The 23,132-nt window shown below is 55.4% G+C and carries 27 protein-coding genes and 1 riboswitch; of the genes, 15 read left to right on the top strand and 12 right to left on the bottom strand.

Annotation, left to right across the window (positions count from 1 at the left end; all coding sequences use genetic code 11):
• Positions 1-11: 11 nt before the first annotated feature.
• Both ABD76_RS23330 and motA read right to left on the bottom strand, forming a co-directional pair.
• A complete protein-coding gene (locus ABD76_RS23330) occupies positions 12-845 on the bottom strand; it encodes a flagellar motor protein MotB (RefSeq protein ID WP_197259431.1) in 834 nt (277 codons plus the stop codon).
• Positions 842-1,630, bottom strand: coding sequence for a flagellar motor stator protein MotA (motA, locus tag ABD76_RS23325; RefSeq protein WP_197259430.1), 789 nt, complete (start codon positions 1,628-1,630; stop codon positions 842-844). The genes ABD76_RS23330 and motA overlap by 4 nt, the downstream gene beginning before the upstream one ends.
• 540 nt (positions 1,631-2,170) lie before the next feature.
• Here motA and ABD76_RS23320 point away from each other — a divergent pair.
• The 5 genes from ABD76_RS23320 to ABD76_RS23300 all read left to right on the top strand — a co-directional run bounded on the left by ABD76_RS23320 (position 2,171) and on the right by ABD76_RS23300 (position 5,717).
• The gene (locus ABD76_RS23320) at positions 2,171-2,767 is read left to right on the top strand and encodes an ECF transporter S component (protein ID WP_197259429.1); all 597 of its coding nucleotides are present in this window, start codon (positions 2,171-2,173) and stop codon (positions 2,765-2,767) included.
• A gap of 34 nt (positions 2,768-2,801) precedes the next feature.
• Positions 2,802-3,569 (top strand): energy-coupling factor transporter transmembrane component T family protein, encoded by a 768-nt coding sequence (locus tag ABD76_RS23315; RefSeq protein WP_197259428.1) that lies wholly within the window; start codon positions 2,802-2,804, stop codon positions 3,567-3,569.
• Complete coding sequence (locus ABD76_RS23310; protein WP_197259427.1) at positions 3,566-4,465, top strand: energy-coupling factor ABC transporter ATP-binding protein; 900 nt, start codon at positions 3,566-3,568, stop codon at positions 4,463-4,465. The genes ABD76_RS23315 and ABD76_RS23310 overlap by 4 nt, the downstream gene beginning before the upstream one ends.
• 1 nt (position 4,466) lies before the next feature.
• The gene (locus tag ABD76_RS23305) at positions 4,467-5,264 is read left to right on the top strand and encodes an energy-coupling factor ABC transporter ATP-binding protein (RefSeq protein WP_197259450.1); all 798 of its coding nucleotides are present in this window, start codon (positions 4,467-4,469) and stop codon (positions 5,262-5,264) included.
• 159 nt (positions 5,265-5,423) lie between these two features.
• Complete coding sequence (locus tag ABD76_RS23300) at positions 5,424-5,717, top strand: hypothetical protein (RefSeq protein ID WP_197259426.1); 294 nt, start codon at positions 5,424-5,426, stop codon at positions 5,715-5,717.
• Between the two features lie 32 nt (positions 5,718-5,749).
• On the opposite strand, the gene ABD76_RS23295 is transcribed toward ABD76_RS23300, so the two are convergent.
• Complete coding sequence (locus ABD76_RS23295) at positions 5,750-6,199, bottom strand: GNAT family N-acetyltransferase (RefSeq protein ID WP_197259449.1); 450 nt, start codon at positions 6,197-6,199, stop codon at positions 5,750-5,752.
• 316 nt (positions 6,200-6,515) lie between these two features.
• Between ABD76_RS23295 and ABD76_RS23290 the strand changes: the two genes are divergently transcribed.
• The gene (locus ABD76_RS23290) at positions 6,516-7,370 is read left to right on the top strand and encodes a sulfurtransferase (protein ID WP_197259425.1); all 855 of its coding nucleotides are present in this window, start codon (positions 6,516-6,518) and stop codon (positions 7,368-7,370) included.
• Positions 7,371-7,649: 279 nt separating this feature from the next.
• Here the strand turns inward: ABD76_RS23290 and ABD76_RS23285 are convergent, their stop codons facing one another.
• The 3 genes from ABD76_RS23285 to ABD76_RS23275 form a co-directional block, all read right to left on the bottom strand.
• Positions 7,650-9,020, bottom strand: a complete 1,371-nt coding sequence (locus ABD76_RS23285; protein WP_197259424.1) for an ADP-ribosylglycohydrolase family protein — start codon at positions 9,018-9,020, stop codon at positions 7,650-7,652.
• Between the two features lie 23 nt (positions 9,021-9,043).
• Positions 9,044-9,955 (bottom strand): AraC family transcriptional regulator, encoded by a 912-nt coding sequence (locus ABD76_RS23280; protein WP_197259423.1) that lies wholly within the window; start codon positions 9,953-9,955, stop codon positions 9,044-9,046.
• Positions 9,956-10,263: 308 nt separating this feature from the next.
• Positions 10,264-10,857, bottom strand: a complete 594-nt coding sequence (locus ABD76_RS23275) for a TetR/AcrR family transcriptional regulator (protein WP_197259422.1) — start codon at positions 10,855-10,857, stop codon at positions 10,264-10,266.
• A gap of 173 nt (positions 10,858-11,030) precedes the next feature.
• Here ABD76_RS23275 and ABD76_RS23270 point away from each other — a divergent pair, with 173 nt between their 5' ends.
• Entirely contained in the window at positions 11,031-11,687 is a 657-nt protein-coding gene (locus ABD76_RS23270; protein ID WP_197259421.1) for a DUF2306 domain-containing protein, read from the top strand.
• A 239-nt stretch (positions 11,688-11,926) separates the two neighbouring features.
• Positions 11,927-12,118: a DUF418 domain-containing protein gene (locus tag ABD76_RS23265; RefSeq protein ID WP_197259420.1), complete on the top strand. Its 192-nt coding sequence runs from the start codon at positions 11,927-11,929 to the stop codon at positions 12,116-12,118.
• A gap of 214 nt (positions 12,119-12,332) precedes the next feature.
• Here ABD76_RS23265 and ABD76_RS23260 read toward each other — a convergent pair whose 3' ends face one another.
• From ABD76_RS23260 to ABD76_RS23255, 3 genes are read right to left on the bottom strand one after another with little or no spacing between them, the layout of a single operon-like run.
• Entirely contained in the window at positions 12,333-12,563 is a 231-nt protein-coding gene (locus ABD76_RS23260) for an ABC transporter substrate-binding protein (protein ID WP_338125185.1), read from the bottom strand.
• A gap of 9 nt (positions 12,564-12,572) precedes the next feature.
• The gene (locus ABD76_RS29890) at positions 12,573-13,166 is read right to left on the bottom strand and encodes an ABC transporter substrate-binding protein (protein ID WP_338125184.1); all 594 of its coding nucleotides are present in this window, start codon (positions 13,164-13,166) and stop codon (positions 12,573-12,575) included.
• On the bottom strand, positions 13,136-14,218 hold the full coding sequence (locus ABD76_RS23255; RefSeq protein WP_242069754.1) for an AraC family transcriptional regulator: 1,083 nt from the start codon (positions 14,216-14,218) through the stop codon (positions 13,136-13,138). The genes ABD76_RS29890 and ABD76_RS23255 overlap by 31 nt, the downstream gene beginning before the upstream one ends.
• A 252-nt stretch (positions 14,219-14,470) precedes the next feature.
• Here ABD76_RS23255 and ytxJ point away from each other — a divergent pair, with 252 nt between their 5' ends.
• Complete coding sequence (gene ytxJ / locus ABD76_RS23250) at positions 14,471-14,809, top strand: bacillithiol system redox-active protein YtxJ (RefSeq protein WP_197259419.1); 339 nt, start codon at positions 14,471-14,473, stop codon at positions 14,807-14,809.
• Between the two features lie 81 nt (positions 14,810-14,890).
• Here ytxJ and ABD76_RS23245 read toward each other — a convergent pair whose 3' ends face one another.
• Positions 14,891-15,481 carry a hypothetical protein gene (locus ABD76_RS23245; protein WP_197259418.1) on the bottom strand — a complete coding sequence of 197 codons (591 nt, stop codon included), beginning with the start codon at positions 15,479-15,481 and terminating at the stop codon, positions 14,891-14,893.
• A gap of 204 nt (positions 15,482-15,685) precedes the next feature.
• Here ABD76_RS23245 and ABD76_RS29885 point away from each other — a divergent pair, with 204 nt between their 5' ends.
• The 6 genes from ABD76_RS29885 to ABD76_RS23220 all read left to right on the top strand — a co-directional run bounded on the left by ABD76_RS29885 (position 15,686) and on the right by ABD76_RS23220 (position 21,104).
• Complete coding sequence (locus ABD76_RS29885; RefSeq protein WP_242069753.1) at positions 15,686-16,192, top strand: hypothetical protein; 507 nt, start codon at positions 15,686-15,688, stop codon at positions 16,190-16,192.
• A gap of 98 nt (positions 16,193-16,290) precedes the next feature.
• Positions 16,291-16,707, top strand: coding sequence for a hypothetical protein (locus ABD76_RS29880; RefSeq protein ID WP_242069752.1), 417 nt, complete (start codon positions 16,291-16,293; stop codon positions 16,705-16,707).
• A 290-nt stretch (positions 16,708-16,997) separates the two neighbouring features.
• Positions 16,998-17,774 carry an exodeoxyribonuclease III gene (locus ABD76_RS23235; RefSeq protein WP_197259417.1) on the top strand — a complete coding sequence of 259 codons (777 nt, stop codon included), beginning with the start codon at positions 16,998-17,000 and terminating at the stop codon, positions 17,772-17,774.
• 595 nt (positions 17,775-18,369) lie between these two features.
• Entirely contained in the window at positions 18,370-19,263 is an 894-nt protein-coding gene (locus tag ABD76_RS23230) for an effector binding domain-containing protein (RefSeq protein WP_197259416.1), read from the top strand.
• Between the two features lie 283 nt (positions 19,264-19,546).
• The gene (locus ABD76_RS23225; protein WP_197259415.1) at positions 19,547-20,593 is read left to right on the top strand and encodes a DUF4097 family beta strand repeat-containing protein; all 1,047 of its coding nucleotides are present in this window, start codon (positions 19,547-19,549) and stop codon (positions 20,591-20,593) included.
• A 103-nt stretch (positions 20,594-20,696) separates the two neighbouring features.
• A complete protein-coding gene (locus ABD76_RS23220; protein WP_197259414.1) occupies positions 20,697-21,104 on the top strand; it encodes a serine protease in 408 nt (135 codons plus the stop codon).
• A gap of 341 nt (positions 21,105-21,445) precedes the next feature.
• Here ABD76_RS23220 and ABD76_RS23215 read toward each other — a convergent pair whose 3' ends face one another.
• Both ABD76_RS23215 and ABD76_RS23210 read right to left on the bottom strand, forming a co-directional pair.
• Positions 21,446-21,919, bottom strand: a complete 474-nt coding sequence (locus ABD76_RS23215) for a C40 family peptidase (RefSeq protein ID WP_197259413.1) — start codon at positions 21,917-21,919, stop codon at positions 21,446-21,448.
• Between the two features lie 3 nt (positions 21,920-21,922).
• Positions 21,923-22,069: riboswitch (cyclic di-AMP (ydaO/yuaA leader) on the bottom strand.
• Positions 22,070-22,308: 239 nt separating this feature from the next.
• The gene (locus tag ABD76_RS23210) at positions 22,309-23,130 is read right to left on the bottom strand and encodes a carbamoyl transferase (RefSeq protein ID WP_197259412.1); all 822 of its coding nucleotides are present in this window, start codon (positions 23,128-23,130) and stop codon (positions 22,309-22,311) included.
• Positions 23,131-23,132 lie beyond the last annotated feature (2 nt).

The raw sequence follows: 23,132 nt of genomic DNA, 5'->3' as shown, positions 1-23,132 counted from the left end.
GCGCGGGTTGTCTATGGAGCCTCCGTCTTGGCATCCAGTTCGGATGATGGATCTGAAGGCCCGTCCTTCTCTACGAATTTGCGGAGGATCGAGACTTCGACCCGGCGATTCTGCGCCTTCCCTTCTTCCGTGCGATTATCGGCTACCGGGTGATATTCTCCCATGCCGACGGCCTTGAACTGCTTCGGATCGATTCCGGAGCGTTCAAGCACGACCTTCATGAAGCTGAGCGCCCGGGCCGAGCTCAGATCCCAGTTCGATTCGAAGTTGCTGTTGCGAATCGGGCGGTTGTCGGTATGCCCGCTGATGACAATCTCATAGTCCTTGTACTGCTTCAGCATATCTCCAATCGTGACGGCCAACTGCTTGGCGTCGGACTTGAGGCTCGCCTTCCCGGAATCGAACAGCGCGCTGTCTTTAATCGTTATTTTCAGCTCCGAATGATTGAGCTCGGTGTTCAACTGGTTGGATAAGCCGCCTTTGGAAATGTATTCGTTCATCTTGTCCCGCAGCGTCTCCAGCTCCGCCTGCTCTTGCTTGGCCTTCACCATATATTCATAGCGTTCCCGGTTGCGGGAGGCCGTGCTCGGGTCCACATCCTTCATGCCCTTCTTGGCATTGTTCGGCGGAATGATGGCTTGCTGATCCAGAATCCCCGCGCCGCCTCCGCTATCGAAAGCGATGTTGAAGGCTTGGCTCATCTCTTGGAACTTCTTCGCATCCACCGTGCTCATCCCATACAGGACAATGAACAGGGCCAGCAGCAAAGTCAAAATATCGGCATACGGGATCAGCCAAGATTCATCGACATGTTCATCGTGAGACTGGCGGCGCTTGTTGCTCATTCTCCAGCCTCTCCTTTCGCATTCAGCTGTGCGCGCTCGCTTGGCGTCAGGAAGACGGACAGCTTCTGGTTGATGGCAATCGTCGATACGCCCGATTGAATGGACAGCAATCCTTCGACCATCATCAACCGAATCTGAATTTCACTATATGACAGCCGTTTCAATTTGTTGGCAATCGGGTGCCAGAGCACGTAACCGGTGAAGATACCCATCAGCGTAGCGACGAAGGCCCCTGCGATCGCATGGGCCAGTTGCTCCATATCGGCCATCTGCCCCAAGGCGGCGATCAAGCCGATAACGGCCCCCAATACCCCCAGCGTCGGCGCGTAGGTTCCTGCCTGGGAAAAGATAAGCGCGCCCGCGCGGTGCCGCTCTTCGGTCGAATGAATATCTTCCATTAGTACATCGCGCACGAAGTCTTGGTCGTTCCCGTCGATGATCATTCGCATTCCGTTGCGAAGGAAGTCGTCCTGAATGTCGTCAATCTTCGATTCAAGCGCCAGCAAGCCTTCGCGGCGAGTAATGCTGGCCCATTCCATAAACAGCTGGATCAACTGCACCCGGTCAACCAGCTGCTGGGGCTTAAATATCATACCCAACAATTTGGGGAATTTTTTCAATTCCTTCATCGGAAAGCCGATAAAAAGCGATGCTGCCGTACCGACAAAAATAATCATAATGGCAGCAGGGTTGGCCAAATTGGATATCGGAGCGCCTTTATAGTACATTCCGAGCGAGATGGCCAAGACGCCAAGGACCAGACCGATCAATGTTGATTTTTCCATGATTCCATACACACCTCATCCATGAGTTAATGGTGCTTCCTGCGTCCCGCATTCGACAGCGTTCAACGGAATGCGTGAAAGTTTTGATACGTTACCTTTTTTATCGGCAGAACCGGACCTTTTTTTAATGGCAGCGAAAAGGCAGAACAGACGGAAGGCCGGGAAAAAGGGGCGTCCATCCAGCCTGCGCACGGACGCTAAAGCCTGTCGCGGCCGGGGGTGAAGCCCTTACAAATTCCTTCCGGAACGAGCGGGCAAAAGACCTGTTCTTTTGCCCGGGAACAAGATATAGTGAAAAGAAAGAGACGGGAGTGCAAGCCGCCGGAAGCAGTTGTGAGGCGGTACGCCGGCCGTAGGCCGTAAAGAGAAACTGCCTGTCTCAATCGCGAAAGCATTGCATATCATCGCATGATTCGGCATTCAAAGGGAACACTTTATGATTATTGCGGCGGCGCCGCTGCCGCCGAGTCCGGCAGTGTCCGCGAACGGTTGCTGCACGATTGGCGGAACGGTGCAACGATGAAGGAGGAATTCAGTAAGATGTCCAAAAGAAGTATGTGGTCGTTCTCAACCGCGGCGCTTGTGCTGATCCCGGTCGCGGTCGGCATTAACTACATCGGCAAATTGTTCGCCGGCGTGCTCAAGCTGCCGCTGTGGCTCGATGCGATCGGGACGGTGCTGGCCAGCATGCTGGCGGGTCCGGTTATCGGCGGGCTGTCCGGACTCATCAACAATATCATTTATGGCCTCACGATGGATCCGATCTCGTTCGTCTATGCCCTGACAAGCGTCTTTATTGGCCTGGTAGCCGGGATTATGGCATCCAAGGGCTGGATCTCAAGCTGGGGCAAGGCGGCCGTCATCGGTCTGGCCGTAGGATTGACGGCGGTCGTTATCTCCACCCCGCTCAATGTGGCGTTCTGGGGCGGTCAGACGGGCAATGTCTGGGGCGATATCGTCTTCGGTTATGTGCTGCAAGGGACTCAATCGGTCTGGCTCGCATCCTTCCTGGATGAGCTGGTCGTCGACCTGCCGGATAAGCTCATTACCGTGCTTGTCGCTTACGGGATATACCGCGTGCTGCCGAACAGTCTGATGAATATGTACAAGAATAGCGGAGATATCGAGAAGCTGTAACCGTCCGCAAGCGGTTGGCAAAGGTGGGATATGCATGAAATCAATGAGCTTGTACGTGGAAAAAGACTCGGCCGTCCATCGCGTCGATCCGATAACGAAGCTGGCCTATATCGCGGCGGCCATCGCGATTCCCATCATTGTGCCCTCCCTCCATGCGGCCTGGGTCTGCATGGTGATCAGCTTCGGGCTGCTTGCCGCAGGGAGGGTGTTCCGGCGGGGCCTGGCGGTGATTGGCTTCGTCGGCTTCGTGCTGGTGACGGTGGTCATTATCCAGGGATTTTTCCATGTCGGGAATGAGACAGCGCTGTTCACGATCGGGAACTGGCCGTTCTATAAGGAAGGGTTGCTGTTCGCCCTCGGCATCAGCTTCCGCGCCTTGAATATTGTCGGGGCCTTCCTTATTCTCGTCCTGACGACGAAGCCCTCCGATCTGGTGGAAGCCCTCGTCCGCAAAGGCTTGTCGCCCCGCATCGGCTACGTGCTGAACTCCGTGTTCCAGATCATTCCGCAGATGATGGCGGCCGTCGGCACGATCACCGACGCGCAGCGTTCGCGGGGCGTAGAGACGGAAGGACGATTGATGACGCGCATTAAGGCGTTCCTTCCGCTTATCGGACCGGTCGTGCTCAGCTCGCTGCTCGATACGAAGGAGCGTACGCTAGCGCTGCAGGCGAGGGGCTTCAATGTGCCCGGGCGCAAAACATTTCTGAATGAGGAGAAGCGGTACCGGCATGCCGGCATCCTGCGGCTGGCGCTGCTCGTCATCGTCGCCGCCGCTCTTCTATGGAGGATCTTTGCATGAAACTGATTGAAGTGGAACATCTCAAGTATCGTTATCCGTCCGCGGAGAAGCTGGCGCTGAATGATATCACGCTGACAGTGGAGGCCGGGGAATTCATCGGGATCATCGGGGCCAATGGAGCGGGCAAGACGACCTTTTGCCAAGCGCTCACCGGCCTGGTGCCCCATTTCTATAAGGGCGCTTACGGAGGCAGCGTATGCATCGCAGGCGCCGATGTCGCGGAAAGCGGCGTGGATGAGATGATACGCCATGTCGGCATCGTGTTCCAGAATCCGTTCACGCAGGTGACAGGAGCGAAGCTGACGGTGTATGAGGAGGTCGCCTTCGGCTTGGAGCAGCTGGGCGTGGAGCGGGACGAGATGATCGAGCGCATTGATCATGCGCTTCATCTGCTCGATATGTACGAGTACAAGGATCGGCACCCGGTCGATCTGTCCGGAGGCCAGATGCAGCGGATGGCCATCGCCTGCGTCATTGCGATACGGCCGCAGGTCATCGTGCTGGATGAGCCAACCTCGCAGCTCGATCCGCAGGGCTCGGAGGAAGTGTTCCAGGCCGTTCAGAGCCTGAGCCGGGAGGGAATGACGGTCATTTTGGCGGAGCACAAGATGGAGAAGCTCGCCGCATACGCCGACCGGATCGCTCTTCTGCACGAAGGGAGCTTAATCGGCATCGATACGCCGTCCCGTCTGTTCTCCCGAGCCGATCTGGCGGAATACGGGGTCAAGCCGCCCGTCTACACGCAGGTATGCCGCGAGTTGGGGCTGCGCTCCCCGGACAAGGATACGTATCCGGTAACCCTGGAAGAAGCGGTCCAGGCTTATGAGGCGGCGCACGGCGCGAGAACCGGCGACGGTCTGGCGGCAGGCGTAGACGAGGGGGAGCGGGATGAGTGAGATGATTCGCATCCGGAAGGTGCATTTCGAGTATGATCCGGGCCAGCCGGTGCTGCATGATATCATGTTGGATTTCGATACGCGGGCGACGGCGATCATCGGGCAGAACGGCGCCGGCAAGACGACGCTGGTCAAGCTGCTCAAAGGGCTGCTTAAACCGACGGCCGGCGAAATTTCCGTGTGCGGGACACGGACGAAGGAAGCGACGGTCGCGGGGCTGGCCGGCCGAATCGGGCTTGTCTTCCAGAACCCGAATGATCAGATATGCAAGCGCACGGTCCTGGAGGAGGTCATGTTCGGGCCGCTTAACCTGAAGCGGAGCGCGTCCGAGGCGAAGGAGCGGGCAATGGCGGCGCTGGACATGGTCGGCCTGAGCGAGCGCCGGGAGATGAATCCCCACGATCTCGGCTTATCTGAGAAGAAGCTGGTGAGCATCGCCTCGCTTGTTGCCATGGACACGGACATTCTTATATTGGACGAGCCGACCATCGCGCAGGACGATGCGGGCAAGCGCCGGATCGGCAGCATTATTGAGCTGCTAAAGCGGCAGGGCAAGCTCGTACTGGCGATATTGCATGATATGGATTTCGCTGCGGCTCTTTTCGAACGGACCGTGGTCCTGAACCGGGGCCAAGTGTTGATGGACGATGAGACGCGTCACGTATTCTCCCGGCAGGAGATTCTTCGGGAAGCCGGTCTCGATACGCCGTATGCGACTCAGCTCGGGAGGCGGTGGGGGCTCCCCGGTACGGTCCTGACGGCAGAGGAGCTTATCGCGGCCATCTCCGATAAGCGATGAATCCGATGGCGGACCGTATCGATTTCATTTGAAGAGGCCTGTGCATGCCGGATGGGTGGGCAGGCCTTTTTCCTTGCAGCCGGGTTCGAGAAAGCCGCTTCACCTATGCTACAATACGAGGGAAACAGACAAGCGTGAGCAGAAAGGGGCAGCACGAATATGGGCGTGGCTTACGGAAGACCGTATAAAGATATTTTGGAGGATCTGGTCGGGGCGGTGGCGCTAATCCCGGACGGTTATCAGTTTTTTGACATGGGACAGGAGGAATGGGAAGCGCTGGGGGAGCAGGAGCGGCATGAAGTGCTGGAGGCGCTCGCGGATGATGTCTTTTATGGACTCGGCCAGGAGCGGCTGCTGTTCATCGGCAGCGGAAGCGTGCAGTATGACCCCCAATTCCATCTGATCGAGGTCGTCGTCGATAGTTCGACGGTGGCCAGCATCGCCTTGACCTGATGGGGCCCGCACCCGGATGAGCGCGGGCGGGGCTACGGGTGATAGACCATGCAGTGGAATTCGCCGGGCCCGGTCGGCGTCTGCCGCGTATACGTATCGGTGATCCGGAATCCGGCCCGCCGGTATGTGCGGATCGCCCGTTCATTCCAGGTCAGCACTTCCAGATCGATCATATCGCCGGGATGGCGCCGCCGGGCTTCTTCGACGATCGCCTGGACGAAGGGGACGCCATATCCTTGCCCAAGCCGATCGGGGCGCATCCCCAGACCGAGACGGGTCACGCCGAGCAGAGGGAAGAACTGCGCGAAGCCGAACAGTTCCCCGTCGGCATCCGTCACCGATACATATTGCTCGCTCCGGATGCGGGGATCGCCGAATTCGATCTCCAGGGCCTTCATTTGCTCCCACGGGAGGAATCCGTACAGTTGATAAGGCGGCTCATAGTTCCATGAGCAGATATGTGCGCCGTCCTCCTCGCTCATCGGGCGCACCCGGAAGGGCAGCCTTGGCGGGCGGGACGGGGAATGGCGGTAAGAAGCCGGCAATGCAATCACTTCCTTAGACAGGAGATACCGAGCGATGCGGCGTCGGTTCCAGGTTGCTGCATTCTGTTGCTTGATTTTTCTTAGTTGCTATTTTCGCATGTTTGCATCGGCTTGACAATGCGGGATGCAGAGCACTTGTCAACTAGCGGGCCGGCGATCCATGGGTTAAACGTTATGGCGCGAAAGAAATAACAGGCGGTTCGGTCTCTATGATACACTATGCATAAGCAGTACACGATGAAGGAGGCGCTATATGAGTGGATCAATTCTCGTATCCAAGCAATGGCTGTTAGCCCGCATGTATGAGCCAGATATCGTAATCGTCGATTGCCGCTTCGACCTTGGACGGCCCGAGGCGGGGAGAGAAGAATATGCTTCCTCCCATATCCCGGGCGCCGTCTATCTTGATCTGAATACGGACCTGTCGGCGCCGGTGATAGCCCATGGAGGCCGCCATCCGCTGCCTGATCCGGCCGTACTGGCGGAACGGCTCGGGCGCGCCGGCATCAGCAATGCCAGCCGGGTCGTCGCATACGACGATCAAGGCGGCATGTACGCTTCGCGGCTGTGGTGGACGCTGCGCTGGCTCGGGCATGACGCCGTCCATGTGATGGAAGAGGGCTTCACGGCGTGGAAGGATGCCGGGTACCCGGTTACCGGCGCGCAGCGGGTTGTCGTGCCGGCCGCCTTCGTGCCGAAGGTTCGGGCGGACATGCTGGCGCGCATGGAGGAGGTTCGGGAGAAGCTGGGCCAGCCTGATGTGCTGCTCGTCGATTCGCGCGACGCGGCTCGCTATCGGGGCGAGACCGAGCCGATCGATGCGAAGGCGGGACATATTCCAGGGGCGATCCATCAGTTCTGGAAGGATAATGTCGATGAGCGCGGCGCCTGGAAGCCGGAAGCGCAGCGCCGGCAGCAGCTCTCCGCTATCGTGGACGCGCTGGAAGCCGGGCGCGAGGTTATCGTCTACTGCGGCTCCGGGGTCAGCGCCTGCCCGAATGTGCTGGCGCTGCATGAGCTTGGCTACCCGCAGGTCCGCTTGTATGCCGGGAGCTGGAGCGATTGGATCAGCTATGAGGACAATCCGGTTGCGACGGGGGAGGAGTAAGAGCCAGGAGACCGCGTGCAACACGAAAGCAGAATAAGCGCATAGCGATTCTGTCGTTATTAAAAAGAGATGGCAGGCTCTAAGTATCGTACATCACGTTATAGGCGCGTTGTACAACCGGGGAGCCTGCCTTTTTTTGTGCTGCACGCCCATCTGCGACGGTTCGGTCTGACACTTTCGGCTGGAATAAAAAAGCTTGAATGTCCCCTTCCAGGAGGGCATGTCGTTGGAACGGCCCACGGATGCTTGCCATTTGCCAAGAACAAGCCGCAGCGGAGATTACCCGCTAATCTTCCGGAATACCTCGTAGCTGCGCCGGGCGCATTCCGAGATGGCGATCGGATGGAAGCCGCTGATTTCCGCGTACAGCGTATCGTTCAATCTGGCCGTCCACCGTTCCGGCAGCCGCTTCGCTCCGAGCATGGCCCCCATAATCGAGCCGACGGTCGCGCCGTTGCAATCGGTGTCCCAGCCGCCCAGCACCGCCGTCGTGATCGCCAGCTCATAGTCGCCGCGGGCGAAGACGAGCGCTTCCGCACAGAGGGCCGCGTTGTTGATTGTATGGACCGGGTGGTAATGCTTGAATGCATCCCAGATTTGTTCCACCAGATCCACTTGATTGGCGGCCGTCCGGGCAATGGCCACCGCCTTGCGGACATCATGCGCGAGCCGGCAATTGGCCGGAATTTCGCTTAGCCCGATCTCGACGATCCGCTCCGCATCCGTCTCCGCGAAAGCGGCCGCGATCATTGCCCCTGCGAACATTTCGCCGTAGATGCCGTTCTTCACATGGGAGAACGAAGCGTCCCGCCAAGCGAACTCTGCGGCCAGCTCCGGGTGGCCTGCCGCCCCGTAGGCAAGGCCGTCGGCACGAATCTGCGCCCCGATCCATTCACGGAACGGGTTCAAATGCATTCGAACCCACTCGATTTTTTCCTTCCAATCGGCCGGTCTATCGAATTCGGTCACATGCGCAAAATTGCGATAGGCCTGCATCTCGGCGGTGAACACTTGCCCGTACGTCAATCGCGCATGCCACAGCTTGCCTATATCCCATGAGTCCCAATCCGCGCCATGTTTCTCCAGCATAAGCAGGCCAAGGACCGTATAGCGGATATCGTCGTCCGTTTCCATGAAGCCGATCGTATCCCGCAGGCTCTTGCCGCCATACGGAGCGAGATCAAGGCCTTGTTCCTTCCCCGCCCGGGACTGGGCTGGGGTGTAGTCGCGGATAGGCCAGGCATCCGCGCCTTCGAACCAGAGCCGGATGTTGGCCCAGCCGGGCTGGTCGCCGGTGCCGTACATGTAAGGCCCGATCTCCAACGGCTTGCCGAGCGCGCAGCCGGCACATCGGCCAAGCCACGCCCCATAGAATTTATCCTGCCATTCGGTCTCGGTCCAATCCGCCTGCAGCTTGCGCGGGCCTTCCGGCCGCTCAGACCGGCTCTCGGCCAAGCCGTTCGGCTCCGAATAAGGAAAATCGGGCGCGGGTTCCAGCGCCGAGAGCTCCGCATATACGGCCATCAGCTTCCCTTCATCCCCGGCTGCCGCCTCCAGCTTCGCATGAAAACCGCCGATAGGACAGCCTTCCTCCTCACGCTGCTTGATTTCCTCCCGTACCCATCCGTACAACACATCCACAGACGCCATCGTTCCACTCTCCGTTTCCCAACTTATTGTGGTTCCACCGCTGCAATATCATTGTAAGCCGGGCCTTGCTCGAACGTCCTCCCAAGAACAACCGGATTATTATCAAAAAGGGCTAACTTCGCCGCATTCTTCCGGTATTCGTTCGGCGCCGCCCCGACCCATTGCTTGAACGACCGATAGAACGGGGCCTGGCTCTGGAACCCGCTGGCATGCATGATGTCGGCGATTGGCAAATCGGTGGCCGCAAGCAGCCGCTTCGCTTCATTGACGCGCAGTTGAAGCAAATACTCCTTAAACCCCTGACCGAGTTTTTCTTTGAACAGATGGCGGGTGCGGGACGGGCTCAACGACAGTACGCGGGCCGCGTCGGACAAGGTCAGCGGTTCCCGGAAACGCTCCTTCATGTAGTCCAAAGCCGGCTTGATGCGGTAATACGATGCTATCGCCCGGCTCCGTTCCGCAAGCGGCGTGAACTCCCCATAGTGGCGCAGCAGCAGCGCGCATATCTCGATAATTTTGCTACGCATCATCCCATTGTAGCCGCATTGCTTCTGCCGATCCTCTTCCCATATTTGGCGAAATAACGCGCCGATGCGGGCCGCGACAGGCAACGAACCGGCAATGCGGTTCTGGAACTGCTGCGGAAAATAGACAAATGGAAGCAGAAGCTCCGGATCCGTGTGCTCGATAATCATGGCGTCGAAGTAAATAAAAAAGTAATTGCTCGGGTTGCGCGGATCCGAGGACGCGGCGTGCCGCTCCATATTGTTGACGACAAACACGTCGCCGGGCTCGGCCGTATACCGCTTTTCTCCGAAATAAAATGTTCCTGTTCCGGAGAGGCAGTACCCGATTTCCAGATGATCATGCGTATGGAACGGGTCGATATGCGTTCTCGGCGACCATTCGAAAATATAGATTGACCGGTCCTTCAACGCCGTCGCTTCCTTTCTCGTCCTGTATAAGAAAATAACGGTTGCTTATGTTGATTGCGCTTTCAGTTTATCATAAATAATTTGGGCATAAAGGGCTCGCGTGGCCGGAGTTTTCGTTTGCATAACCGAAGAGAGTAGAGTAGTATAAAAAAGAGACCGAACCGTCCGGTCTCAAAATTGGAGGGTTCACGCATAAGGGGAGAGTAACGATCTGGCAGCTCCGCGTAATGAACCCGATGACAGGCAGGCGGGGCTTTGGCCGAACCGTTGGAGGCGCCTGCATTGGACTGATCCGGAGGAACCGGCGCCTACGCAGGATTAAAAGTCGCCAACCATCTCTCGATCTGCGCCGTCGCATGATGAACATGCCGGTTGTCCCGCGTTAGGCGGCTTGCCATAATCCCCCCTTCGATCGATGAGAAAATAAAGGAAGCGGCCGCTTCGGTATCCATGTCCGGCCGGAATTCCCCGGCGGCTACTCCCTGCTGGAGGATTTCCTGAATAAAGGACAGCATCTGGTTGTAAGCTTCGAGCGCCTGATCCCGAAGGACGGGAAAGGAATGATCGCTTTCGATGGCGGTATTCAGGAACGGGCATCCCCCTTTCATCGGAGGATTGTGCGCGGCATCGCTGTATACTTCGCACATGGCCCGGATTTTGTCCGCTGCTGTCCGGCAGTTCTCCAGGGCGGCGGAGAAATGGCTCCAGAGCACCTCGCCCGCATATTTGAACGCTTCGATCGCGATATCGTCTTTGCTTGGGAAGCTCCGGTACAGCCCGCCCTTGGTCAAGCCGGTGGCGTCCATAATGTCCTGCATCGTCGTGGCGGCGTATCCCTTCTGGTTGAAGAGCTCCGCCGATTTCATGATGATATGTTGCTTTGTTTTTTCTCCTTTGCGCATGATCCTGATCCTTTCGGGAATCCGTTCATTTCCGTTTTCCGTTCAATGGCTTCTCATTTTGTATACCAATCATAGCATAACTTCTCTGGCAAAGGGGAAAGAGGACAGGACGGAACGATCCTGTCGGCGCCCGCTACTGCCGCATATTTTGATCCGAGCGAGGTATCCGTATAATGTCCAAACGAAAACTATCCACCTGGACTCTGCTTGCTGTCATGGCCGGCTACATCATCTACGTCCTGTATATCAATTACCTTCACGATCCGCAGGCCGCTGCATTTTTGAGCCGCAAGTCCAATCCCGCCCGCCCCGTCAACGCCAATGTCTGGTTGCCAGTGATGAAGGTTCATGTGGCATTCGCCTGCCTGGCGATCCTGTCGGGAGCGGTTAACTTCATACATACGCTGCTGAGAAAATACCGCCTCTTCCATCGAATCAACGGCTATCTGTATGTGATCTCCGTTTTTGCGGTGGTGCTGACTTCAGGCTATATGGCTCCGTATGCGACAGGAGGGAAGCCCGCGAGCATTGCCTTCAATCTATTGAATATGATCTGGATGTTCATCACCGTGATGGCGATCGTGAAAATAAAAAAGAAGCAGATGAGCCGCCACCGGGAATGGATGATTCGCAACTACGTCTTTTGCTTCACCAATCTGGCCATTCATCTCCTTACCTTTGCGCTTCATGACGGAGCAGGCTTGCCGTATCCGGCCAGCTACACGGCAGCCGTCTATGCTGCGATCCTGCTGCTCTTCGGATTGGCCGAAATCATCATACGCCGAATTGGCCGATCTCCGATTGACTTTAACCGCTCCGAAGCGGCATAGCGAGCAGGAGGAGTCTATCGATTGCATGTATAGGTTACGCAGCCCCGACAGGGTAAGCGTGTTTATGTCATTCTCTGGAGCGATACGGCAGTTCCGGCATGGGGAAGGCAGTTGATCGCCGAAATGCCGTCCGAAGCTTCTGCTCTATACGGTGCTGTAATCGCGATCAGCCTGTACATTACCGACCGATGGGCGAATGCGAAGCGGAATTACGCCCTCATTTATACTGGTCGTCGCTGATGCATTATCTCGGAAATATCGTTATCGGTCTTGGGCTGCTTGAAGCGTCGGGCTATTTAGAAAATGGCAGTCTGCCGTTTGCCGTGGCCTACAGCTGCGGATTTTTCATCATCGCGGTCGTCTTGTCATATGGATGGAGGCAGCGAATGAAGCGGGGGCCGGTAGAGCATCTGCTGCGCAAATTAAGCTGAGTTGCTCGAACGAAGACGGGGCGCTTTATGCCTCAGCTTAATTGAATATCACTTCCAGGAGCAGGGCAAATAGCCCCCCCGGCAAATCCTCCATAGCAAGGAAGCCGGCACGATAGGAAGATTCAACGGACGAATTCACCTGAATAGCAAGCCGAACAGCCCGGGGACCCCGGGCTGCGGTATTTTCAGAGATGCGGTTCGATGCCCGCCTGCGCTAATGAGCAGCTTGATTGGCCAGCCAGCCGGCCAGTTCTTCGGTCTGGGCAAGCACGGCGAGCGGATCGTAATACCAGGAGCGCTCTTCGGGCCATATGTAGAGCCGATTGTTCTTCACCGCCGGAAGATTGCCCCATATCGGATCGGCACGGAAATCATCCACCGTCCGCACGTTGGAGGTCATAATGATATAATCGCCCGCATACTGCTCCAGCACCTCGTCCGATATTTCGGATGGCTATGCCTTGAAATGATGCCCGGTCATGCACTTTTGTGATGTCAGCGCCCCAAGCAGCTCGCGCAGTTGGGCCTGCGATGAGATCGGATCATAGCCGAAGAATAATTCCGGCTGGTTCATCACATAGACCCGATGATTCCGGACGGGATCCATATCCAGCCATTCCGTAGATTGGAATAATCGCGGGATACGCTGCTGGGATCCTGGGGCGGAGGGCAGCGCGACAATGAAAATATAATCGGCCGTAAAGGACGGGATCGATTCGATATCGGCTTCTATATATCCTCGCGTCGCGATGTCCAGCTCCAGCAGCCGGGTGGGAGGACGGAAGCCGAGATCCTCGTAGAGGATGTGGCATCCTCGTCCGAAGCTGCTGCCGAAGCAGTAAGCGGCATGGGAACCGATCTCCCAGACGATCGCGGTTCCCCGGCTGCCCAGCTCCTGATCAAGCAGAAGATTGCTCCTGTCAATCCGCTCATCATAATGGGCCAGCCAGCGCTCGGCTTGGAACCTCTTGTCTGCAATGTCGGCGATGAGGCGGAATTGTTCGCGCCAGTTCATCGTCATGAACGGCAGACCGAGGACCGGCGCCACCGGAAGGAGCTTCCGTTCTCCTCCGCCGTGCTGTAGTTGATGATCACATCCGGCTGCGCGGCGGCGATCGCTTCGCAGTAAGCGGCTCGAGTATGTCCATACGGATTCAGCCTCGGCCCGATAGCCTGGTTGCTTCCAAGCTGCATCTGTTCGAGCCACGAGGAGTAGACGCCCAACTCGGGTATGATATCCAGCGCCAGCAGGCTGGCGGTATGGTTGAGGTTCAGCGCGGCGATTCGTCTGCGCTTCCGTTGATAGGCGGTGGGGGATATCCCGACCGACTGTTTGAATTTGCGGCTCAAATAAGAGCTGTCCTTGTAGCCTACCTCCTCGGCCAGCGTGGCCAAATTCGGCGCACCGGTCAAGAGGCGGCGTTGGGCGCTGCGAATTCGAAGCAGGGTCAGATGGGCATTGAAGGTTCGTCCGGTACGCTTGCGGAACGTGCGTGAAAAATGCTCCGGACTGACATGGGCCAGCGCAGCCATATGCTCCCGCGTCAGGTCGTCGCTGTAGCGGCTCTCCATATAATGCAGGGCTTGCTCCACCCAGTCGCTGGCCGGCTGTTGCCGGCTCTCCAATTCGCTGTACAGCTCTGCGAGCAGCTCGATGAACAGTTGTTGCGCCCGGAATGGCTTGTCTCGCTGAGGCTCTCGCCATGCACGTTCCAGCTCGCACGCCAATCGGATGACTTTGGCTGGACAACGGTGCAGCGGCACAGGGTGCTTCAAGCCGTTCGGAGCGGAACCGCCAGCGGTCAAGCCGCGGTAATCGATCAAGATTCCCCGCAGCGGAGAATCCGGCTTCGGCTGCAGCTCCAGCGAGGGCCTGGCGTCGCACAGCACCGCGCTTCCCCGGGACAGCTCATGCTGAACCCCGTTGATGCGGAGCATTCCGTTCCCGCCCCTTACGATGAGGATGCGGAATAGCGAGGCTGCTGCCTCCGAGTCATCGTCCCCGGTTGGTTCGCCCCATTCGGTTACGCGAACAGGAATATAGAAGGAGTCAGGGGCTACTGTCATCGTAATGCGAGCAGAGGGGGATTTTTGCATCATGCTCTCTCTCCTGGTTATTGATAATCATTCTCACTGCGTAGTATACCAGATGCTTCGATTGCTTGGCGAGGCGCTCTGAGCAAGTTGCTTTCCCACATTAGATTACCCATGCCATGCATGTGGGAGTGGCTCGGTCGGACTGCTTCCCATACGGTGAGCCTTGCGAATATCTGCAATTTGTGATAAAAGGTCTATAACACATAAAACCAGTCGCTAGTGGCAGCAAGACTACGGTAAAGGAGCGATCGAACGATGGAATGGAAAGAGATTACGACAGCAGACGAGTGGGCAGCCCTGTTGGAACAATCGGCGGAGCGCGGGGTTGTCGTGCTGAAGCACAGCACCACCTGTCCCGTAAGCTCGAATGCGCTGAACGAGTACGAGCAGTATTTGCAGGGCAATCCGAACCGCGATATCGATTATGTTCTCGTCAAGGTGATCGAGTCCCGCCCTGTCTCCAATCAGATTGCCGAGGATCTCGATGTGAAGCATGAGTCGCCGCAAATCATTTATGTGAAAGACAAGCAAAAATACTGGACGGCCTCCCATTGGGCGGTAACGACCGAGCATATGGCGGCGGTATTGGATTAGAGCGGCCATGAAAAAAATGGAGCCCGTTCCGGATGACCGGGGCGGGCTCTTGTCATGGGTGAACACGTACCGTACTGCAGCCTAGTATTTTTTCTCGAATAGAACTTCTCCACTTTCGGAGACGGCTGTAACCGATGCAGGATAACCTTCAATACCTATTGCGATTTCTGTATAGATGGTTTGATTTGGTCCTGCTTTTATTCCTGAAACCTCTCCATCAGGATAGCTAATATAGATTGTATTGACACGATGATCATTGATGCTTCCCGTTACGATATGAATTCTTTTTTTATCAGATATCGTTTCGCTAACCATATTATATATGCTAATCGGGTCATGATTCGTACGCTTCGTTCCATGTATAAACCCAAGCTCATAGTTATCATTGGGCATTTTTTCAGCATACATGACACCATGCCAATTCACACTGTCTTTTTCAAAAAGATAGGTTACGAAGCTGGATTTCCCCAAGACACTCACATCCGCGACGCGAATATTTTTCACATTACTTCCAAATTTCGTTTTTGCGGATGTTGTCAAAAGCTCTTCTAAGCTATCCTCTAGTACATGTACGCTCTTATCCTCCGTTTCTTTTTCCCTGTTATCAGTACAGCCAGCAATCATACTCACAAGAAAAGCGAAAAGAACAATGATGATTTTAAATTTTTTCAACGCACATCACCTTTGATTTCCTAATTTCTTACTTCGTGGCGGCATGATCTTCTGTGTATATGTATGAGAACCAGCCGAAAAAAAACCTTGTTCCTAAAGAAATCCGGGGGAGTCGCCGATGATATTCAAGGAAGGAAAATTGTGGATGATCATTCCATCCTAGTATAGCACTCGTATAGAGAGAAAGAGGGTAAAAGAGAAACGATGAAATGGCAGTGGCACAAGATCGCAATGGCAGTAGTCATCGGGTCCATGCTGGTCACCGGATGCGGCGTCGGGTCGCAGGGCGGCTTGGACAGCAAGAAGGAACAGGGGGAAGCCGATAGCGCCTCCGCACAACCCAGCGCGGAGAAATCCGCGCCGAAGGAGAAAACGTTCACCAGCCTCGACGGCACGATGCAACTGACCTTGCCGAGCAGTTGGAGACAGGATGATGAGCTTAACAGCATGGCGCAGTTCGCTGCATTTCATCGGAGCAATAACAGGTTCGCCTTCATAAGCAGGACGCCGACGGCCGATCTGGAGGAAGGGGCAACGATAGACGATATTATTGATCGGACCATCAATGCCGGGGAAATCTCGATGGAAGATATGGAGTTATCGAAATCCGGGATGACTCCGTCGGTCCTGACGCAGCCAAGCAGCTGGAATTCCGCGGCATTAACAAACACGTCGCCAAGGATAAGTTCCATTACCTTGTTACGACTGTAGAGAAGGGGGATTATTTCTACCAAATCGTATTTTGGACAAAAGAATCCAAGTTCGACAAATACAAGGAAGAGTTTGAACAGGCCACACAGACATTCAAGGTGCTGAAAGCAAACGACTCGGAAGCGGCCCCGGCAAAGCCGAAAGTGTTCAAGAGCGCCGACAGCCGGATGGAGCTGACGCTGACGGCCAATTGGATGGAATATCCGTTGAACGAAGAGGCCGAGATATCCGCCTTCTATCCTGCGGAGAGTGAATTCGTTATCGTCATCCCAGAAGCACGCGAGGAGATGGTGTCGGATATCCAGACGCTCGAAGACTACTATGACCTGCTGAATGAGTATAACTATAGCGAGTTCGCGCCAGGGGGACCTGTAGAAGAGCCGAAGAGCGTGACAATCAACGGCTTGCCTGCCTTGCAGTTCGAGATCCAGGGCGTCTCGGAGGACAAAGAAAAAATCGCGATGCTCATTACGCTGATTGAATCACCGCAGCAGTTCACGCAGGTGGTTTTCTAGACAACCCAGTCGAGAATCGAGCAGAAGCGCGCACGCTTCATCGAGGCCGCGGCCTCCTATAAGGAGCATGATGCTTAACGTCGTTCTGTGAAGCGGCGAATCGGCTGGCCGGGCATCTCCGCTGAGAGATTCGCGGCAGCCTTCTTGCATCAATATTTTCCTATGTCTCATCCAACGGCAAACAAATATTTTATAAATCGCGAATGTCTATAGAGCTCTCTCCCGTCGGGCCGGACAACTATGTTACACTAGCAGTAACAAAACGTGGCTATCATAAGGAGATAATGGGGATGAAGCTGATTTCGTGGAACGTCAACGGTCTGCGGGCCTGCGTCAATAAAGGGTTTATCGACTACTTCAGGGCAAGCGATGCCGATATTTTTTGCGTGCAGGAGACGAAGCTGCAGGAGGGGCAGATCTGCCTGGAGCTGGGCGATAAGTATCGGCAATATTGGAATTATGCGGAGAAAAAAGGATACTCCGGCACCGCCGTTTTTACGAGAATCGAGCCGCTCTCGGTACGCTATGGCATGGAGGAGGACAGTGAACCGGAGGGGCGGATCATTACGCTGGAATTCGAGTCTTTTTACCTCGTTACGGTGTATACGCCCAACGCGAAGCGGGATCTGTCCCGGCTGGAATACCGGCTGCAGTGGGAGGAGCGCTTCCGCCGCTACTTGCAGGAGCTGGATGCCCGCAAGCCGGTTATCGTGTGCGGCGATTTGAACGTGGCTCATCAAGAGATCGATCTGAAAAATGCGAAATCGAACCACGGCAACTCCGGCTTCACTCCGGAAGAGCGGGAGAAGATGACCCGGCTGCTGGATGCGGGATTTACCGACACGTTCCGCCATCGCTATCCGGACCGGACGGACGCTTATACATGGTGGTCGTTCATGCCGAAGGTGCGGGAACGGAATATCGGTTGGCGGATTGATTATTTTCTTGTCTCCGCCCGCTTGAAGGAATATATCAAGGACGCGGAGATTGACGCGGCCATTACCGGCAGCGATCACTGTCCCATCATCCTGGAGATGGAGGATATCCCGGCGGAGGCAACGAAGTGAACCTGTATTACAGATGTGCCGCAGCTTGAAGCTGCGGTTTTTTGCATGCCGGAGTGCTTGCGCTGCTGTTGATACCCTGCGGAGCATGTCGAGCAGCCGTATTCGGTATGCGGATCGCGAGACTCGCATCATCTGCGACTCGCTTCCTGCAATTTTACAGCAATTTCTCGCTCCGGATGGCGAAGGCGACAGAATTCCTGCACAGCGGCAGCTTTTATCCCGTAATCTTACAAGATAGGCAGAAATGGCCCGAAATTGATGCAGATTTGCAGGATTCTCTTCTTCGTTAAGGGGGTGACGGTAAAAAGCTGCATTTTTGCCGGATTTTTTGACAGTCGAGCGCTCAGGACATGCTCCAAACTTCAACATCCGGGAAGAAGCGGGGATCCGCCTGTCCGAAAACGGATGTGGACATGTCCGTTTGGGGTCCCGGGCTACACACGTCACAAGCCTTCATACATAGCCGAACGAGGCAGCTTCAGCCGGACATACCAACTCCATATGAGCCCTGGAATATCCCGCACGGATTATCAAGAAATCGGCACCGAAATACGGCATAATGACAGTAGATAACAAACAGAGGGTAGAGGATGAGATGAACGACTATCGAAGAATTCAAGATGCGATCGAGTATATTGAAGACCATCTCCAGGAAGAGCTGCGCATTGCGGACATCGCCGCCCAAGCATGGTATTCGCCGTTTCATTTCCAGCGCATGTTCCGGGCCATCTCCGGCTTCACGGTTCAGGAGTATATCCGCAAGCGGAGGTTGTCGGAAGCGGCCCAAGCGCTGAGAAGCACCGGCAACAGCATTCTCGAGATTGCTCTTGCCTATCAGTACAAGTCTCAGGAGTCATTTACCCGCGCTTTCGAGAACTGCTTCGGCATATCGCCGGGCAAGTACCGTAAGGCGGATCTGGCCTATCCGCGCCAGGAAAAAATAAATTTCATTGACGAATCGTCAATCCGAAAGGGGAATGATGCTTTGATGAAGCCAACCATTGCAGACCTGCCGGGCAAGGAGATTGTAGGATATGCTTATCGAACGAGCTTGAATGATGATCGGCACTATGCGGAGATTCCGGACTTCTATCGGGAGTTCGGAGCATGTCAGCGCTATGCGCGCATCCCCAGCCCGGCGGCGCCCAACATGGCGTACGGTGTGTCCTGCGAGTTCGAGGACAACGGCGAGTTTACGTTCGTAGTCGGGGAGGAGGTACAGCCCGGCATCGATGCCGGCCAATTGGAGCCCGGTTATGTTCATATGCACCTTCCGGCAGGGACCTATGCGGAGTTCAAGGCATACGGACCGGCCCATACGGTGCAGGAGGTTCGGGATTATATTTACGGCACCTGGCTTCCCCAGTCGAACTATGACCGCAGGGAGGGGCCCGATTTCGAGGTGACGGACGTGATGAAGTCTTCTTATCCGGATGAGATGAGAATCAAAATCTATATACCGATATGCAACGGGGATGAGCGGAAGTAAATCGGTATATGAATTAGCGGCGGAGCACGAAGCTCCGCCGCTGAACGTATTGGGGCCGCGCCTCCGGGGGCGGCGCTTCTTAGTTAGATCGTTTTGATGGGGCATTTTTTACACGGACAGCTCTATCGGTAACCCATTCGTTTCCACGAACTGGACCTAAGTCGGGTTTCGTTTACTTCGTCCGACCGGAGATGGATACGGCTCGGCGTGCTATACTGAAACAGATCAATCAGGCGGATCGCGTGTCCATCTGTAAAAAACGGGCGCTTATAGGAGAAGAGATATGAGAAAAGTTATCGGGGTATTGTTAATCATTGCGGGGGTAATCGGAGTCGTGTTTATGTTCAATCCTGCTATGGCGGATAAGTCTGGCGAATGGCTCTCACAGGCGGGCGACAGTCTGCTCAACACGGCGACCAAGGAGGTACATATCGAGAAGTCGGTTGCTGCGGCCGGGATAAAAAATGTAGCTGTCGAGACCGGAAGCGTGGATGTGGAGATGATGCCCGGAAATACGGGCGATATTGTCGCCCGCTTGCACGGACGAGTCAGCCACAATGATGCGGACCGCCTTGACCTGAAGGCGACCCCGCACGGGGATACGCTTCAATTAAGTGTTGAGCTGCCTGAAGGCGTGAATTTCGGCGTTCATATTTTCGATGTCAAGCTGACGGTCGAGCTGCCGGAACAGCAGTGGAACGCGCTTCAGGTTGCGGCGGGAAGCGCCAATGTGGAGGCGGAGAACCTCAATAGCGCCTTAATGGAGGTCACCTCGGGAAGCGGCAATATCCGCATGAACGGGATCGAGGCGCGGACCGCCGCGCTGCAGGCCGGATCGGGAGATATTGCGACGGGGGACATCCATGCCGAATCCTTCACGGTTCAGACGAAGAGCGGCAATATTCGCGTCCAAGATATCGAAGCGGTTGAGATGGAAGCCATTGCTCTCTCCGGCAACCTTCGGGTGGAGCAATATGAGTCCAGCGTGTTGAACTTCCGTACGAGCAGCGGAAATGCGAGATTATCGGACGGACATGCAAAGCTGAACGGCGAATCGGGCTCCGGCAACATTACGATTGAAGCCGATGAGCTGAGGTACGATGCGGAACTGAAGGCGTCCAGCGGCAATGTAACAGTGAACCTGACCCAGGAGCCGGCAGACTTGGCGGTCGACTTCAGCGGAGGCTCGGGCAGTGCCCGCATCCGTTGGGACGGCATGCGTTACGAGGAACAGGACGAGAATGACCACACGGTACGCGGGGCATTCGGCAACGGCGGAACGATGCTGAAGGTCCGGACCCGTTCCGGGGAGTTCACGTTGGACAAATAACGACTTTCTAGCAGACCTGAACAAACTTTTAGCCTCCTTTCAGTTTCGTTTCAGGTTGGATGAACATACTAGTACCAACTTCGGCATAAGGAGGTGGATACTCATGAAGCGGACACCAGCCGTAGCAGCATGGACGACCCTCATGCTTCTGCTGCTCGCCTCTCCGGCCGCGGCAGAAGCGGGCAGCGCCAATGAAGCAGCCCAGTGGCAGCCTTCCGGACAGGTCGTATCGGATACCGCGCAGCCGAAGAACGCGGCGGATAAGGGCAGTTCCGTCCAAGCGGCCGATACGGACAAGGAATTGGAGCAGATCAAGACGCAGATGCAAGAATTGCGGAAGCAGATGAAATCGCTGCACGAGAAAAAAATACAACTGCTTGCGAAAAAGCATGGCATTGCGACCGAAGGCAAGACCAGCAAGCAGATTCGACAAGAGTTGAGGGAAAAGCTGGGCAAAGAAGGCAGACTGTTCCACGAGAAACATCGCAATATGGAGCGTCATGGCGAATAAATGCCGGTCTTGCTGAAGACAGATGAGGTAGGAGAGTAAGCCAAGAGCTCTTCTGTTCGGCCCGAGCAGACTGCCTTGCTGGATGAGGCAGTCTGCGCTCTTTATGAGGGGGAAGCTGGACCCTCGATCATCGGAATTCAAAATCCAGTTCTAATTGAGGCAAAACGGGGTAAATCATAGATTGGTTTTCTTTTCTGCTGGCAAATGACCAGAACGTATCCGTGCCAGCAAGCATATGATTTATAGTCCAGACTCAATGGCAAGGAAATGTAAAAACCCGATAAGCAGCGAGTATTCGCTTCCCATCGGGTTAGGTAACCAATATAAAAATGATTGCGGTACTACTCTTCCGTAGCGTAGGTGGTATACTCCTTCTCGCTCATGACGCGGCGAGCACCAACATAACGCTTTTCATAGTAATCCATGCTCAACTCATCAATGCGCGTGCCCTTGTTCGTCGAAGCATGGGCGAACTTGCCGTCTCCGACATAGATGCCGACATGCGATACGCCATTGCCGCCGCTAGTGTCAAAAAAGACCAAGTCGCCAGGACGAAGATCGCTCTTGCTGACCTTCTCGCCAACTTCGAATTGGGAAGAAGACGAACGCGGCAGATCAATGTTGAATTTGTCGAATACATACTTCGTGAAGCCAGAACAATCGAAGCCACTTGTTGTCGTTCCGCCATACATGTAAGAAATACCCAGCAAATCGTCGATCGTCGAATCCATCTTCGTGGCTGCAAATGCGCTGCCTGCGCTGAAAGAGAACAGGAGGCCAAGCCCCAATGCAGCAGTTACCAGCTTCTTCTTCAAATGATAAAGCCCCTTCCTTGCCTGCGAGGTTAGCTGGAGGGTTCGGTTGAAGGTCCCCTATGATCTCTGATCGAAGCGAATGAGATCAATTCACCCAAAAAACTGGTTCCCCCGCTTTCCGGACATCCGGAAATTCGGCATCCTTTGTCAAAGTTTTAGGTTCAATGATATGTAACAAAAATGCAAGAGATATTGCCGCTTTCATGACAAAGTTGTAATAAATCTACGACTTATTGTAACAGACCTTTTTTGCTTTGACAAATACTTTTTGTCCATAAATACCAAAAAAACTTGCCCGGATCGCCACGGTGTGACGAAATGGACAAGTTTTTTGGAGTTATGGGCAGGGATTAACCTCTATCGGACAGAAAATAGCCTCTTCACTCGCCTTATTTCTCTGCCGTTCCCGATTGCTGCCATACCGAAAATCTGGAGGATAATCCCCACAGCTGCAGCACCGTGCGGACGGCAGGGAATGCCTGCTGCAGAATCAGCGCCGTCAGCCCCGTCCAGAACATGGCCGCTGCGGTGAACAGAAGACCGGACAGCAGGGCAATGCCGGCGAATATAGCGGACAAGCCCAGCAGCGGAGCCATGCGTCGAATCCCTTGGAGGAGGGCATGCAGGATAGGGAGCTCCGATGCGGCCCCGAATTGCATCGACAGGAACAACTGGCGGAGAACCCATGCGCCCAGCAGCCACAAGGCAGCGTAAGGCACGATGCCGGTCATCACGGCCGCCAGCGTTGGACGATCCGCGAACTGACGCACGGCATGCGGGATGAACCAGTAGGCGGGAAGCGCGATAATCAAGGTCTCAAGCCAGTAGAGGAGCAGCATCGGCTTCCAGATTGATTTGATTCCTTCGAAAAAAGCGGGCCCCGACCCGGATTGCCGTGCCATGGAATAGAATACGCCCGCCCGGATGAATGGAGTCAGCAGGAGACGGATGAAGATAAAGGCGGCCAACGACCATAGAAAGGGCAAGTAATCGTTCGTCTTCATGAGATGGAATTGACTCTCCGCCAGGAACAGCCGTGCCGTCATCTCGGTCGGTGCGGGATCGGGATAACGCTGCAGGACGGGCAGCACCGCGCCGTCAACGAAGCGATAGACGAAGAAGCCCCATAACAATTGATATAAGAAGAGGATGACTGCGATATAAATATGCTCCTTCACCCAGGATAGACCATGGCTCATATAGGCTTTCATTC

It is taken from the genome of Paenibacillus dendritiformis (assembly GCF_015845845.1).
Taxonomy (GTDB): Bacteria; Bacillota; Bacilli; order Paenibacillales; family Paenibacillaceae; genus Paenibacillus_B; species Paenibacillus_B dendritiformis_C.
The sequence above is the reverse complement of the archived record's forward strand: the minus strand, read 5'-3'. Positions and strand labels throughout refer to the sequence as shown.